The following is a 14,987-nucleotide window of genomic DNA, read 5'->3' as shown; positions in this document are numbered from 1 at the left end:
CCTCGGCCCGGTCGGCGGGGCCGGACCGGACCTCCGTCGACAGTGCGTCGTAGCGCTCCATCCGCTCGCGCGGCGCGCCGCCGAGCCGGTCGACGACGCTGACGAGCACCGTCTCGACGGCGGCCATCGCGGGCGACATCACCGCGAACGGCGAACCGGTCTCGATCGTCGTCGCGAGGACGACCTCAGCGTCGGCGGCGAGCGGGGACATGAGGTGGTCGGTGAAGAGCACGAGCCGGGCCCCCTGGGCGACCGCGCGGGCCCCGAACTCGACGGTGTCGTTCTGGTAGCGCCGGTAGTCGAACGCGACGACGACGTCGCGGCGGGCGACGTCGAGCAGGGCCGTGTGGCGGCCCCCGGGGTCGCCCGGGACCCGGTGCACGCTGCGCCGCAGCACCTGCAGGTGCAGGGCGAGGTAGTCGGCGAGGACGCTGCTGAACCGGCCGCCGACCGTCCACACGGCGTGCCGGGCGTCCGTGAGCAGGGTCGCCGCGGCGTCCGGGTCCGGTTCGGCGGCGAGCCGGTCGAGATCCGCCGCGACCGACGTCCGGATCGCCTCGCGCACGGTGTCGACGAGGCCGGTCGCCGGCTCGCGCGGCATGACGTCGAGCGGCGTCGACCAGCGCGCCGCGAGCTCGGCGCGCAGCACCCGCTGGAAGTCCGGGTACCCGGAGAACCCGAGCTTGCCGACGACCCGCAGCACCGTCGGCGCGCTCGCACCGGCCCGGTCGGCGACGACGGCGAGCGGCTCGAGCCCGGTGAGCGGGTACTCGGCGAGCAGCGCCCGGGCCACGCGCCGCTCGGCGGGCGCGAACGACGGCGACGTACGGCGGAGCCGTTCGGCGACCGACCCCCGGGGGTCGGGGGTCAGTACACCCACCGGTAGGCCTCGGCGACGGCCTCCGCGTCGAGACCAGCGGCCCGCGCCGCCTCCCCGCGGCGGACGGCGAGGACGGCGTCGACGACGAGGTCGCCGAAGGCGGCTGTCGGCAGCGGGCTCGCGGCGAAGGCGTCGACGGCCTGCGCGAGCGACGTCGGCAGCCGGCGGACCCCGGCCTTCTCGGCCTGCACCGGGTCGAGCCCGGCCGGGTCGCCGGAGATCTCGTCGGGCAGCGTGAGCCCACGGGCGATGCCGTCGAGCCCGGCGGCCACGGCGCCGGTGATCAGCAGGTACGGGTTGGCCGACAGGTCGGCGCACTTGACCTCGATGTTCGCCGCGCGGGCGGTGTTGCCGACCATGCCGGTGACGATCCGCAGCGCCGACTCCCGGGTCTCGTGCCCCCAGCAGGCGTAGACGCCGGCCCAGTGCGAGGGCTGCAGCCGCAGGTAGCTCGCCGGGCTCGGCGTCGTGACCGCGGCCAGCGCGGGCAGCGCGTCGAGCACCCCGGCCGCGAACGCCTCGCCCTCGGCGGTCATCCCGTAGCGGCCCTGGCCGGTCGAGTGCAGGTTCGCGCCGTCCCGCCAGGCCGACAGGTGCAGGTGACCGCCGTTCCCGACGCCCGCCGCGAGCACGGACGGCGAGAACGAGATCCGCAGGCCGTGCCGCTGGGCGACGGCCCGCAGGGTCTGCCGGACGAGCACCGAGCGGTCGGCAGCGCCGACCGGGTCGAGCGCGCCGACGGAGACCTCGTACTGCCCGGCCGCGTACTCGGGGTGGATCTGGTCGACGTCGACCCCTTCCGCGGCAAGGGCTTCGAGGGCGTCGGCGCAGAAGTCGGTCTGCTCGACGAGCCGGGTCATGCCGTACGAGGACCCGACGCACGCCGGCTCGAACGCCGGGTACGGCACGTCGCCGCGGCCGAGCGCGAACTCGATCTCGATGCTCGCCTTGAGCTCGATGCCCTGCTCCCGCGCGGCGCCGACGAGCCGGCGCAGGATCGTCCGCGAGCAGCCCGGGTGCATCGTGCCGTCCTGCCGCATCCGGTCCACCGGTGCCCAGGCCCAGCCGGGCTGCCCGGCGAGCGGGACGACGTGGTCGAGGTCCGGGACGAGCCGCAGGTCGCCGTCCGGCCCGCCCTGCAGGTCACCGGTGACGATCGAGTCGTCGGCGAGGAAGAGGTCGAAGACGGGTGACATCCCGACGCCCCAGCGGGCCGCCGACGCGAGCCGGGCCACCGGGACGGTCTTGACCCGGTTCACCCCGCACGTGTCGACCCACGACATGACGACGCCGTGGACGCCCTTCGCGGCGAGGTCCCCGGCGAGCGCCTGGGCGCGGTCCCCGTCCCCGGCGCGGCCGCCGGGGACGGGGTCTGCGTACGTCGTCACACGATCTCCTTGGTGTCTGCGGACGCCAGGCCCTCGTCCGCGGTGAGCTTCTCACCCGCCCGGCGGGCAGCGCCCGGCGCCGCGAGGACGAACCCGACCCCGAGCGCGAGCCACAGGACGGAGAGGACCGCCGGGACGGCGGCCTTGCCCGTCGGGAACGGGTAGACGTTCCTGTAGAGGGTGTAGAAGAGCAGCCCGATGGCGAGCACCGGGATCGCCGCCTCCCACATCGCCACCTGGCGGGTGCGGCCGAAGAAGAGCAGCCGGACGACGCCGACGGTCGCCAGCACGTACGCGACGAGCAGGATGAGCGTCCCGATGACGCCGGAGGCGATGAAGACCGACAGCGAGCCCGCCGTGTACCCCTCGGCGTCGACGGCGACCGTCGGCCGGTAGATGACCCAGAGGACGACCTCGAGGACGAGGACGGCGACCGCGACGACCCCGGACGCGAGGACCGGCGTCCGCCTCGTCGCAGACACCTGCGCGAGCGCCGGCGGGGCGATGCCGTCGCGGGCGAGGGCGAAGAGCAGCCGGGAGGCGCCGACCGAGCACGCGAGGGCGCACCCGAAGGCGCTGATCGCCGCGCCGAGGGTGATGAGCTCGCCGAGCCAGGCGCCGACGAACTGGGTCCCGAGGTCGCCGAAGAGCGACCCGGACGACGCGAACGCGGCCAGGCCCTTCTCGTCGTTGCCGAAGCCCATGACCTCGACCCAGGTGACGAAGACGAAGTAGACGCCGCCGAAGACCGCGGTGCCGAGGATGGCGCGCGGGATGTCCCGGCGGGGCTCCTTCGTCTCCTCGCCCAGGGTGGCGGCGGCCTCGAAGCCGGCGAACGAGAGGAAGCCGAAGACGATGCCGAGGAAGATCGCGGAGACCCCGGTGCCCTCGGCGAGGGTGAACGGCGAGAACGTGATGCCCTGGCCGCCTGGGCCGTCGCCCCCGGCCAGCTTGGCGAGCACGACGAGCGCGACGACGAGGATGAGCGCGACGGTGGCGCCCTCGACGACGAGCAGGAACCTCGTGCCCATCCGGATCGGCGAGATCGTCAGCCAGAACACCCCTGCGACGACGAGCAGGACCAGCGCGAGGACGAGACCGTCGGGCGGCGCGGACCAGATCCCCGTGCTGTCGAGGAAGGACAGGATGAACCGCGAGGACGCCGTCGCGGTGACGACGCCGTAGAAGGTGTACGTCCCGAGCAGGCCCCAGCCGGCGATGACGCCCGCACGGGGGCCGAGCGTCGCCCCGACGAAGCCGTAGACGGACCCGGAGTGGTGGAACCGCTGCGTGAGCCGGACGAACGTGTACGCGACGAGCAGGACACCCACCGTCGCGAGGGCGAAGGTCAGCGGGATCGCCCCGCCGACGACGCCGATCATGCCCTGCGGGTTGATGTTCGCGGCCATCGACGGCGCCATGAGCGCCACCGAGATGCCGATCGCTTCCCAGATGTTGAGCTCGCGCGCGAGCTTCGGACCCTCACCGGCCATGGCTGTGTCTCCTCGGGCGACGGGCTCCGGACCGGAACCTGTTGGCCCCCCACACGACGTCCACGACGACCGGCCCGGGCCACCCACCCGGACTGCGACCGGCGCCGTTCTGCCGTGCAGACATGAAAGCTCCGTTACGGGCATCGCCACAAGGGGCACAGATGAAATTGCTGTTACGTCGAGTCCCACGGGCGTGGAGAAGGCCCCCGGCGGGGTGCCGGGGGCCTTCTGCACGGTGCGGCGATCTGAGCGGTGCCGTGCGACGAGGTCAGCGGGCCCGGGTGCTCGCCTTCTTGGCGGTCTTCGCGGGAGCCTTCGCCGCCTTCTTGACGGCGGCCTTCTTGGCCGTGACCTTGGGAGCCGCTGCCGTCGGGGCCGAGGCCTTCGGGGCGGCCGTCTTCGCTGCTGCCCGGGCCGTCGTCCGGGTCCCCGACGCAGGCACGGCCGCCGTGGCCCGGCTCTTCGCCCGGGCCGCCGGGACGGTCGGCGCCGTCACGGCGTCGCGGACGTCGATCGTGCCCACCGGCAGGTGGCCGCGGCCCGAGAGGATCGGCGCGAGGAACCGGCCGGTGTGGCTCTCGGGCACGGCCGCGACCTGCTCGGGCGTGCCCTCGGCGATGACCGTGCCACCGCCGGAACCGCCCTCCGGGCCCATGTCGACGATCCAGTCCGCGCTCTTGATGACGTCGAGGTTGTGCTCGATGACGAGCACCGTGTTGCCCTTCTCCACGAGGCCCTGGAGCACGACGAGGAGCTTGCGGATGTCCTCGAAGTGCAGACCGGTCGTCGGCTCGTCGAGCACGTAGACCGTGCGGCCCGTGGAGCGCTTCTGCAGCTCGGTCGCGAGCTTGACCCGCTGCGCCTCGCCGCCGGACAGCGTCGGCGCGGGCTGCCCGAGACGGACGTAGCCGAGGCCGACCTCGACGAGCGTGCGCAGGTGCCGGGCGATCGCCGGGACCGCACCGAAGAAGTCGGCGGCCTCCTCGATCGGCATGTCGAGGACGTCGCTGATCGTCTTGCCCTTGAAGTGCACCTCGAGCGTCTCGCGGTTGTACCGGGCGCCGTGGCAGACCTCGCACGGGACGTAGACGTCCGGAAGGAAGTTCATCTCGATCTTGATCGTGCCGTCGCCGGAGCAGGCCTCGCAGCGGCCGCCCTTGACGTTGAAGGAGAACCGGCCCGGCAGGTAGCCGCGGACCTTCGCCTCGGTCGTCTCGGCGAACAGCCGGCGCATGTGGTCGAACACACCGGTGTACGTCGCGGGGTTCGAGCGCGGCGTCCGGCCGATCGGGCCCTGGTCGACGTGGACGACCTTGTCGAGGTGGTCCAGGCCCGTGACCGTCTTGTGCCGGCCGGGCACCTGGCGGGCGCCGTTGAGCTTGTTCGCGAGGACCGTGTAGAGGATGTCGTTGACGAGCGTCGACTTGCCCGAGCCGGAGACGCCGGTCACGGCGACGAGGCAGCCGAGCGGGAACGACACGTCGATCCCACGCAGGTTGTGCTCGCGGGCCCCGACGACGGTGACCTGGCGCTTCGGGTCCCGCGGCCGGCGGACCGCCGGCATCGCGATCTCGCGCCGGCCCGAGAGGTACTGGCCGGTGAGCGAGTCGGGGTGGGACAGCAGCCCGGCGACCGGGCCCGAGTGGACGACCTGACCGCCGTGCTCCCCGGCGCCCGGGCCGATGTCGACCGCCCAGTCGGCGGCCCGGATCGTGTCCTCGTCGTGCTCGACGACGATGAGCGTGTTGCCGAGGTCACGTAGCCGGGTCAGGGTGTCGATGAGCCGGCGGTTGTCGCGCTGGTGCAGGCCGATGCTCGGCTCGTCGAGCACGTAGAGGACGCCGACGAGCCCGGAGCCGATCTGGGTCGCGAGCCGGATCCGCTGCGCCTCGCCGCCGGAGAGCGTGCCCGCGGCCCGGTCCAGCGAGAGGTACTCCAGGCCGACGTCGAGGAGGAAGCCGAGCCGGGCGTGGATCTCCTTGAGCACCCGCTCGGCGATCTGGCGCTCGCGCGAAGACAGCTCGAGGGCACCGAGGAAGTCCGCGGCGTCCCGGATCGGCAGGTTGCAGACGTCGGCGATCGAGCGCCCGCCGACGAGCACCGCGAGCGACTCCGGACGCAGCCGCGCGCCGTTGCACGCCGGGCACGGGATCTCCCGCATGTAGCCCTCGTAGCGCTCGCGGCTCCAGTCCGAGTCGGTCTCGGAGTGCCGGCGCTGGACGAACGGGATGGCGCCCTCGAAGCCCGTCGTGTACGACCGCTCGCGGCCGTACCGGTTCTTGAACTTCACGTGGACCTTGTAGTCCTGCCCGCGCAGGAGCGCCTCCTTCGCGCGCTGCGGCAGCGCGCGCCAGGGCACGTCGATGGAGAACCCGAGGTCCTCGCCGAGCGCCTTCATGAGGCGGATGAAGTAGTCGTTCGAGCCCGACGCCCACGGCGCGATCGCGCCCTCGGCGAGCGTGAGGTCCTCGTCCGGGACGAGCAGGTCGGCGTCCACCTCGAGCCTCGTGCCGATGCCGGTGCACTCCGGGCACGCGCCGAAGGGGTTGTTGAACGAGAAGGTCCGCGGCTCGATCTCGTCGGTCGCGAGCGGGTGCTCGTTCGGGCACGCCATCTTCTCGCTGTAGCGGCGCTCCCGGGCGGGCGAGCCCTCCTCCTCGTCGACGAGGTCGACGAGGTCGACGAGGAGGATCCCGTTCGCCAGCCCGAGCGCGGTCTCGACCGAGTCGGTGAGGCGGCGCTTCGCCGACGCCTTCGCCGTGAGCCGGTCGACGACGACCTCGATCGTGTGCTTGAGCTTCTTCTCCAGCGCGGGCGGCTCGCTGAGCGACACGGCCTCGCCGTCCACCCTGGCCCGGGAGAAGCCCTTGCCCTGAAGCTCGCGGAACAGGTCGGCGTACTCGCCCTTGCGCTCGCGCACGACCGGCGCGAGCACCTGGAACCGGGTGCCCTCCGGCAGCTCGAGGAGCTGGTCGACGATCTGCTGCGGGGTCTGGCGCTGGATCGGCTCGCCGCACGTCGGGCAGTGCGGGCGACCGGCGCGGGCCCAGAGCAGGCGCAGGTAGTCGTAGACCTCGGTGATCGTGCCGACCGTCGACCGGGGGTTGCGGTTCGTCGACTTCTGGTCGATCGACACCGCGGGCGACAGGCCCTCGATGAAGTCGACGTCGGGCTTGTCCATCTGGCCGAGGAACTGCCGGGCGTACGCCGAGAGCGACTCGACGTACCGGCGCTGCCCCTCGGCGAAGATCGTGTCGAACGCCAGGGAGGACTTGCCGGACCCGGACAGACCCGTGAACACGACGAGGGCGTCGCGCGGCAGGTCGATGGAGACGTCCTTGAGGTTGTGCTCACGGGCGCCACGGACGATCAGACGGTCAATCACGGGATCCACTTCCGAAAGACGTGAAGGGGCGTCGCCCATGCTAGGTGCCCCGTCCGACAGTCTCGTGTCGAACGCCGGCCCCTCGGACGTCGTCCCAGGTCAGAGCGAGGACGCCTGCTCCGGAGCGGGCCCGACACGCAGCACGACACGCCGCCGCGTCCGGCGCCCCGACAGGTCAACCCCGTCGCGCGCCGGGCTGTTCCGGGCATACGGTCGCGCGGTGGACACCACACCCTCGCCAGACCTCGTCCGGGCCGCCCTCGCGGAGCAGACCCTGGCCCTCGCCGCCGAGGCCGCGACCCTGACGGCCGCCGACCTCGCCGCGCCGTCGGCGCTGCCGGGGTGGAGCCGTGGCCACGTGCTCGCGCACGTGCGGCTCAACGCCGAGGCCTTCGTGGGAGTGCTCGGCGCGGCCGCGCGCGGCGAGGTCGTGAGCATGTACCCCGGCCGGGCCGAGCGGGACGCCGCCATCGAGGCCGCCGCGACCGACGCCCCGGACCGGCAGACGGCGGCGCTCCTCGACTCCGCCGAGCGGTTCACCCGCGCGTGGGCCGCCCTGCCGCGGCAGCGGCACGACGTCGAGTTCACCTCCCCGGCCGGCTGGTTCCAGCCGGCCGGCGTCATCGCGTTCTTCCGCTGGCGCGAGGTCGTCCTGCACCAGGCGGACCTGCACCCCGCCGACGCCGGGCGGCGCTCCCCCGCCGACGTCCTCGCCGCGGCGGAGCCCGCCCTCGTGGCCCGGCTGCTCACCGAGACGTGCGCGACGTTCGCCGGCCGGGCCGACGTCCCGCCGCTCGCCGTCACCGCCACGGACCTCGGGGCGACGTGGGAGATCGGTGCGCCGCAGGACGCGGCGGCGGTGTCCGGCACCGCCGCCGCGCTCGCCACCTGGCTCACCGGGCGCGGCGACGGCAGCGGCGTGACGTCGTCCGGCTCCCTTCCGGCACTGCCCCCCTTCGCCTGACGACCAGGGTCACTCACCCCAGCAGCCCGTCCCCGACGAAACCTCCTTCGGCGCAGCCCGGCGGCAGCGCGAAGACCGCCGACCCGACGTGGCTGACCCAGCGGTTCATCGCGTCCGTCGCGGCGAGCCGGCGCTGCACGGGCACGAACGCCGTCCGCGGGTCGCGCTGGTAGGCCGCGAAGAGCAGGCCCACGTCCGCGCTGCCGTCGGCGGCCGGGCCGGCGTCGTAGTTGAACCCGCGGCGGAGCATGACCTCGGCCGGGGTCCGGGCCTTCGCGAGCCGGATGTGCGCCGTCTCGTCGATGACCGGGAAACCCTGCTCGTCGACGGCGTCGAGGTCGGCGAGGTCGGTCTCGACGGTGCCGGTCAGCGGGGCGCCGGTGTCGAGCCGGCGGCCGAGGACGAGCTCCTTGCCCGCCGGGTCGAAGGCGTCCCACGTCTCGAGGGTCAGGGAGATCCTCCGGAGCACGAGGACGGTGCCGCCGGCGAACCAGTCCGGTGCCCCGTCGTGCCAGACCGCCGCGTCGAGCGCGGCGTCCTTGGGGTTGACCGTGCCGTCGACCTGGCCGAGAAGGTTGCGGGGCGTCCCGGCGGCGGCCGGGGTCTTGAACCCGTTCTGCACCCATCGCACGGTCGCGAAGCGGCGGGCGTCCTTGGTGAGCATCCGGACGGCGTGGCTCACCGTCGTGGGCTCGTCGGCGCACACCTGGAGCAGCAGGTCCCCGCCCGACCAGCGGTCCTCGAGCTTCTCGCCGCGGAACGCCGGCAGGTCGGCCAACGCGGCCGGGCGCTGCGCCGCGAGCCCCGCGAGGTCGAACAGCCGCGGCCCCCAGCCGAACGTCACGGTGAGCCCCGCGGGCCGGGCCGCGAGCCACGGCTCGGTGTCGGCGAGCGCCGCGCGGCCCTGGGTGAGGTACGCGGCGTCGTCCGAGAGCAGCCGCATGAGCCGGGCGACCTCCGTGCGGCCGGTGTCCCGGCGCAGGTCGAGCGCGACGAAGGTGGCGTGCTCGGGGGCCGGGGTGGCGACGCCGTTCTGGTGCGCGCCGTGGAACGGCTCGACGCGCAGCGCCCGGGCGGCGTCCACGGCCGCCGTGCCCCCGGCGGCGGGGGTCGTGACGGCCGCCGGGGCGGCCCCGTCGGTGCGTGCGGCGCGGACCGCGACGAGCCCGAGGCCCGTCGCGGCCGCGCCGCCGGCAGCCACCCCCGCGGTGGTGAGCAGCTGCCGGCGACTCGGTCCGCTCATCCCTACATCCCGCTCGACGCCGAGCCGGACATGCCCGGCGTGGGCTGGTAGCTCTCGTTGGCGCCGGTGAAGTCCTTGCCGACCGAGTTGACGGTGACCGTGGACCCGTCGGAGAGGGTGAGGACGACGGTCACCGGGTCACCGGCCCTGACCGGGTTCTTCAGCCCCATGAACATCACGTGGTCGCCACCGGGCTTCAGCTCGTGGGTGCCGCCGGCGGGGATGGTGAAGCCGCCCTTCTTGGGCTGCATCTTCATCGCCCCGTCGACCATGACGACCTCGTGGAGCTCGAGCATGTCGGCGGCGTCCGACGTCGCGGAGACGACGGTGACGTCCGCGCTGCCGGTGTTCTTGATCATGCCGAACATCGCGGTCATGCCGCTGTCCGCGGACTTGACCCAGGTGTCGGACACGGTGACGGGCGTCATGGCTGCCGCGCTGGTGGTCGACGCGGCGGTCGGGGACGCGGACGGCGACACCGCGGCGTCGGTGCCCGACGCGGTGGAGCCGCACGCGGCGAGGACGAGGGCGGCGGCCGTCAGGACGACGGCGCCGGCGGCGGACCGGGCGGCGCCGGACCGGCCGAGGAGAGACATGTGCACTGCGGAGACCTCTTCGCTGGGCGCGCCGGACCGGCCGGTCGCGCGGGAACTGGGAGCGGGCGCACCAGCCGTCGGCAGGTGCGCAGGTGCTCCGGACGGCGGCCCGGAAGGCGGGCGCGGCGTCCGGCGGGGCCGTCAGGCGACGGCCGGCAGGCTCCCGGGAGGTCCCCGGCGCAGCAGGTGGCGGACGACGACCCGCCCGTAGGCGGGGCGGTGGTGCGCGTCGGGCGCCGGTCGGAGCGACGCCGCCGGGACGCACGTCCGCGGGGCACCCGGCAGGTCGGCCCGCAGCCGTGCGAGCACCGCCTCGACCGCGCGCTCGCCACGGGTGAGCAGCCAGGCCGTCGCCGCCACCGCGACGGCGTGCGCGGCGGTCATCGACGTCCCGCCGGTGTGCCCCATCGGGGCAGCGCCCATGAAGAGGACGTGCGTGAGGACCTGGACGACGGCGAGGCCCGCGGCCGCGCGGAGCAGCGACGGTGCGCGCACCGCGAGCCAGGCACCGGCGGTGGCGCTCAGCAGGGCCGCGAGGGCGAACGCGCCCGGCCCGGGCACGGCGCCACCGGCGGCCGCGTGGGCGAGCAGCGCCAGGCAGGTCGCGAGCACGCCGAAGGCGGCGCTCCGCCCCGCCACCTGCACGCCCGTCTGCCCCGGCACAGCGGTCACGCTACCGGGGCCCACCCCCTGATGACCCGGACCTTACGGTGACGTCATCCTTGTGCCATGACGTACACCGGTGAGGTCACCTCCGGCGGCCCGAGCGACGTCCGGGTGCTGCCCGACGTCGTCGTCCGCAAGGCGAGCGTGTCGGCGATGAACAACAACTGCTACCTGCTCACGTGCCGGGCCACGGGCGAGCAGCTGCTCGTCGACGCCGCGGACGACGCGCCGCGGCTCGCTGCGCTCGTCGAGGAGGGCGCCGCCGACGGCGGCACGGGCCTTCGCCTCGTCGTGACGACCCACCAGCATTGGGACCACCACCGGGCGCTGGCCGCGGTCGTCGCCGCGACCGGTGCGCGGACGGCGGCCGGCCGCGACGACGCGGACGCGCTGCCGGTCACGCCCGACGACCGGCTCGACCACGGCGACACGGTGACGTTCGGCGCGGTGTCGCTGGGCGTCGTCCACCTGCGCGGGCACACCCCCGGCTCGGTCGCCCTCGTGCTGCGCTCGTCGGACGGCAGCACGCACGTCTTCACCGGCGACAGCCTCTTCCCCGGCGGCGTCGGCAACACCCAGAAGGACGCCGCCCGGTTCACGCAGCTCATCGACGACGTCGAGACGCGCCTGTTCGGGACGCTCCCCGACGAGACCTGGGTCTACCCGGGCCACGGCGGCGACACGACGATCGGCGCCGAGCGCCCCGCTCTCGCCGAGTGGCGCGAACGCGGCTGGTGAGGCGGAGTCACGACTGCCGCGGGTGCGCGGCGGCCGAGCCCGCGAGCGTGACGGCGGCGGCCAGGACGCCGACGACGGCGACGGCGGCCGGGACGGTCCACCCCGGCCGGACGCGGTCCCCGAGGATCGCGACGCCGACCAGGGCCGGGACGACGACCTCGGTGATCCACAGCAGCGCGGTGACCGGACCCACCGACCCGTGCTGCAGGGCCTGGGCGTAGAAGACCACCCCACCTGCGCCGTAGACCACCAGCGCCCAGACGAGGGGGTCGGTGGCGAGGGCGCCGGCCGTGGCCCCGAGGTGCTGCCACGGCGCGGCGGGCAGCGTTGCGGCGCGCGAGCACAGCGCCGTCCCGCCGAAGGCCAGACCGGCCGCGACCGCCGAGGTGCCGGGCCGGGTGGCCCGCACCCCCAGCACGACGACCGGCACCGCGGCGGCGGCGAGCGCCCACCGGGTGACCGGCCCCAGGGCTGCCGCCTCCTGGGCGGACGCCGACCACGCGACGGCGGCGAGGCAGAGCACGGCCGCCGCGATCGCGACGACGTCCCGCCGCCGCAGCAGCGCTCCGAGGAGGACCCTCGCCGCCAGGGCGGTCACGACGAGCGAGCCCGCGAGGACGGACTGGACCTCGAAGACCGGCAACGTGCGCAGCGCCACGAGGGACGTCCCCCAGGCCGCCACGTCGAGCACCGCCCCGGCGAGGTACGCGGGCCGCCGCATGCCCGTCACGGTCGCGTCGGCGCCCCGCATCCCGACGGCCTGGAGCACCGATGCCAGGCCGTAGCCCACCGCTGCCGCGACCGCGAGGGCGACCGCCCACCCGGTCCCCTGGCTCACGGGTGCGCGCCGCCCGCCGCGCCCGCGGTGCTCGTCGTGCGCCCGGATGCCGGCCGCGCGGGCACGGGCACGTAGCCGGCGCCGACGCAGACGAACCCGGCGGCCGTCGCCGCGGCGACCGGCCCGGCGCCGGCGAGCCAGGCCTGCGCGCGGGCCAGCGCGACGGCCGGCGGGAGGCCCGCGACCAGCCCCTCGTGCAGGGCGCCCATGAGCGTCGCGGTCTCGGCGTCCGGCACCGGGACGACCGACGCGACGACCTGCGCCGTCCCGCCCGCGAGGAACGCCGCCCCGAGCCCGAGCAGCTCGTCCCCCGCCGGGGCGACGTGCCGTCCGCTGTCGCACGCGGCGAGGACGACGGTGTGCGGCAGCGACTCGAGCCGTTCGAGGTCGTAGACGACGAGCGGCCCGTCGGAGAGCAGCAGGTGCGAGAAGAGCGGGTTGTCCGCCGACAGCCGGCCGTGGGTGGCCAGGTGCGCGACCGAGGCGCCGGGCAGCGCCGCGGAGACGGCGGAGACCGTGGCGTCCGGGTCGACGACGGGCTCGACGCCGTAGAGGTCCGCGACGGCGCGCGCCTCCTGGGCCGCGTTCGCGAGCCGGGGGCCGGCGGCGACGACGGCCGGCCCGTGGGCGGTGGGCCGCCCGCTCGCCGCGAGCCACACCGTCGCCGACGGGGCGACCGTCACGGGCCGGCCCTGGCACGACGGCAGCACCGACCACGCGGTCGCCTGGAGGACGCCGGTGGGGACGACGACGAGGTCACGGCCCGCGGTCTCCCGCAGCGGCTCGAGGAGCAGCGCGTCGAGCCGCCGCCCGGCGTCCGCGAGCAGCGTCTGGGCCGCGGCGGCCCCGCCCGGGCTGCGCGCGGCCCGGATCATCCGCTGCACCGCGAACGGGACCCGTTCGACGAGCCCCGCGACGCGGGCGACGTCCCCGAGGTGGTGCAGCCGGCAGCGCCGGTCGACGAGCGTGACGGCGTGCAGGGCGCCGTCATGGACGACGTACTCCACGAGCGCGCGATCGCCGAGGGCGGACGCGAGGTCGGCCGGGGCGGCCGGGCGCACGAGGCTCTCCCGCAGCCGGGCGGCCGGCTCCGTCCCCGGCCCGCCGGACCGGCGGGCGAGGTCGCGGATCTCCCGCTCGAGCCGGGTCACCCGGGTGCGCAGGCGCTCGCCGCGGACCGAGGCCGCACCCTCGTTGCGGGCGTCGTAGAGGTCCATGACCGCCCGGCGCAGCGTCGCCATCCGCTCGGCGAGGACGGGGTCGCGCGGCGGTGTGACCGGCCGGGTGAGGACGTGCGTCGCACGGCTGCGCTCGGCCCAGCGCAGCACCCGCCGGGCATCCGCGCTGTCGAGGGCCATCTGGACGCCGAGGTCGCACAGGTCCCCGCGGTGCGCGGCCGCGTGCGCCCGCAGGTCGGTCGCGGGCAGGACGGCACGGAACTCGTCGAGCACCTCCAGGCCGCGCAGGGCCGCCCGCTCGGCGCCCGCCGGGTTGCCCGCCGTCCGCCGCAGGAGCGCCTCCGCGTACCAGGCGCGGGCCCGCAGGTCCGCCGGGCGCCGGCCGTGCCGCAGCAGGCTCGCCGCCCGCAGGTGGTCGGGCCCGGACCGGTGCCGCTGCGCCGCCGCGACGTCGTGCGCGAGCAGGTGGGCGTCGAGCAGCGGCCCCCACCAGCCCGCGGCCCGGGCCACCTCGACGACGCGGGTGACGTCCCGGAGGCGGACGCGGCCGGCGGTCGCCGGGTCCTTCGCGAGCGCCTGGAGCTCGACGAGCCGGGCCAGGGTGACCTGGTCGGCGCGGCCGAGGCGGCGGAACTCCCGGCCGGCCCGCCGGGCGTGCGTCGCGGCCTCGGCGAGCGCGCCCGGCCGGGTCCGGCCGTCGATGGCCGCGACCTGGGCGACGGTGAGCCGGGTGAGGGCGGCCGACGAGCGGTTGCCCTCCTGGGTCAGGGCCTCGAGCGCCTCGAGGCCCACCTCCCGTGCCTCGCGCAGGAGCCGGACGGCGAGCAGCGCGTCCGCCCGCATCGAGAGCAGCTCACCGACGTGGGACGACGCGGCGCGCAGCCGCTGCTCCGCGGCCCCGAGGACCTCCAGGGCCCGGGGGACGTCACCGCTCAGGGCGTAGAGGTAGCCGAGGTTGGCGCGCGCGTAGGCGGCCGACAGCTCGTCGCCGATGCCGGCCGCGACACCGACCGCCTCGACGAGGTCCTGCTCCGCAGCCTGCAGGTCGAGCCGGTCCAGCAGGCACGCCCCTCGGTTCAGGAGGACGGTGTGGACGCCTGCGAGGTCGCCCGCGTCGCGCATCTCGCGCAGCACCGTGCCGTAGCCGTCCAGCGCCTCGTCGAAACGCCCGCAGTTCCACAGGATCATCGCGTGCTGCCCCAGGGCGGTGAGCCTGTCGGCCCCCGTCAGATGGGTGAGGGCGCGGTCCATCTCGCGCAACGCCGCGGCCGTACGGCCCTGGAAGCTGAGCGCTCCCGCCAGCGACATCCGGGCCAGACCTTCCAGCCCGTGGTCGGCAGCGGCGACGGCCGCACCGACGGCCGCCCGGAGGTGGCCGGCCGCCTCGTCGACCCGCCCCAGATGGAAGCTCGCGAGCCCTGCGACGCGCTCGGCTCGGGACCTCAGGGCCGGCTGCCGCCCGGCACGGGCGCTCCGCACGACCTCCAGTGCCCGCGCCAGCGCCTGTGCGGGGTCGCTCTCGACGAGCCGGTGCGCGTCGGCGAGCTCGTCGACCCCGGACAGACCCGTCACACCAGGACACACTGGTGCGCTCGCGCCCCTGCCCGCAATAGAGTTG

At 75.3% G+C, this 14,987-nt stretch carries 11 protein-coding genes; 2 read left to right on the top strand and 9 right to left on the bottom strand.

All coding sequences use genetic code 11. The annotated features are described in order from the left end of the window. From EDJALFJO_RS17840 to uvrA, 4 genes are all read right to left on the bottom strand, one after another. The coding region (locus EDJALFJO_RS17840; RefSeq protein ID WP_143448635.1) for a MurR/RpiR family transcriptional regulator at positions 1-880 on the bottom strand (880 nt) is incomplete at its 3' end. Further along, positions 868-2,268, bottom strand: a complete 1,401-nt coding sequence (locus EDJALFJO_RS17835; protein ID WP_088287664.1) for a glutamine synthetase family protein — start codon at positions 2,266-2,268, stop codon at positions 868-870. The genes EDJALFJO_RS17835 and EDJALFJO_RS17840, both read right to left, overlap by 13 nt. After that, positions 2,265-3,761, bottom strand: coding sequence for an APC family permease (locus EDJALFJO_RS17830; protein ID WP_088287663.1), 1,497 nt, complete (start codon positions 3,759-3,761; stop codon positions 2,265-2,267). The genes EDJALFJO_RS17835 and EDJALFJO_RS17830 overlap by 4 nt, the downstream gene beginning before the upstream one ends. Positions 3,762-4,029: 268 nt before the next feature. Beyond that, positions 4,030-7,185: an excinuclease ABC subunit UvrA gene (uvrA, locus tag EDJALFJO_RS17825; protein WP_369812552.1), complete on the bottom strand. Its 3,156-nt coding sequence runs from the start codon at positions 7,183-7,185 to the stop codon at positions 4,030-4,032. 181 nt (positions 7,186-7,366) lie between these two features. Between uvrA and EDJALFJO_RS17820 the strand changes: the two genes are divergently transcribed. Further along, positions 7,367-8,110 (top strand): maleylpyruvate isomerase family mycothiol-dependent enzyme, encoded by a 744-nt coding sequence (locus tag EDJALFJO_RS17820; protein ID WP_158220470.1) that lies wholly within the window; start codon positions 7,367-7,369, stop codon positions 8,108-8,110. Positions 8,111-8,123: 13 nt separating this feature from the next. Here EDJALFJO_RS17820 and EDJALFJO_RS17815 read toward each other — a convergent pair whose 3' ends face one another. From EDJALFJO_RS17815 to EDJALFJO_RS17805, 3 genes are all read right to left on the bottom strand, one after another. After that, positions 8,124-9,353: a Dyp-type peroxidase gene (locus tag EDJALFJO_RS17815; RefSeq protein ID WP_088287660.1), complete on the bottom strand. Its 1,230-nt coding sequence runs from the start codon at positions 9,351-9,353 to the stop codon at positions 8,124-8,126. A 2-nt stretch (positions 9,354-9,355) separates the two neighbouring features. After that, on the bottom strand, positions 9,356-9,949 hold the full coding sequence (locus EDJALFJO_RS17810; RefSeq protein ID WP_088287669.1) for a copper chaperone PCu(A)C: 594 nt from the start codon (positions 9,947-9,949) through the stop codon (positions 9,356-9,358). A gap of 141 nt (positions 9,950-10,090) precedes the next feature. After that, complete coding sequence (locus EDJALFJO_RS17805) at positions 10,091-10,612, bottom strand: hypothetical protein (protein WP_143448634.1); 522 nt, start codon at positions 10,610-10,612, stop codon at positions 10,091-10,093. A 66-nt stretch (positions 10,613-10,678) separates the two neighbouring features. On the opposite strand from EDJALFJO_RS17805, the gene EDJALFJO_RS17800 reads away from it, so the two are divergent. Continuing rightward, on the top strand, positions 10,679-11,353 hold the full coding sequence (locus EDJALFJO_RS17800; protein WP_088287658.1) for an MBL fold metallo-hydrolase: 675 nt from the start codon (positions 10,679-10,681) through the stop codon (positions 11,351-11,353). 7 nt (positions 11,354-11,360) lie between these two features. Here the strand turns inward: EDJALFJO_RS17800 and EDJALFJO_RS17795 are convergent, their stop codons facing one another. Both EDJALFJO_RS17795 and EDJALFJO_RS17790 read right to left on the bottom strand, forming a co-directional pair. Next, positions 11,361-12,191, bottom strand: a complete 831-nt coding sequence (locus EDJALFJO_RS17795) for a hypothetical protein (RefSeq protein WP_088287657.1) — start codon at positions 12,189-12,191, stop codon at positions 11,361-11,363. Further along, positions 12,188-14,941, bottom strand: a complete 2,754-nt coding sequence (locus EDJALFJO_RS17790; protein WP_088287656.1) for a CHAT domain-containing tetratricopeptide repeat protein — start codon at positions 14,939-14,941, stop codon at positions 12,188-12,190. Before EDJALFJO_RS17790 ends, EDJALFJO_RS17795 begins: the two co-directional genes overlap by 4 nt. Positions 14,942-14,987 lie beyond the last annotated feature (46 nt).

Source organism: Kineosporia sp. A_224, from assembly GCF_002198655.1.
In the GTDB taxonomy this organism is placed as follows: Bacteria; Actinomycetota; Actinomycetes; order Actinomycetales; family Kineosporiaceae; genus R-H-3.
Note: the sequence above shows the minus strand (reverse complement) of the source record. Positions and strands in the feature narration are given on the sequence as shown.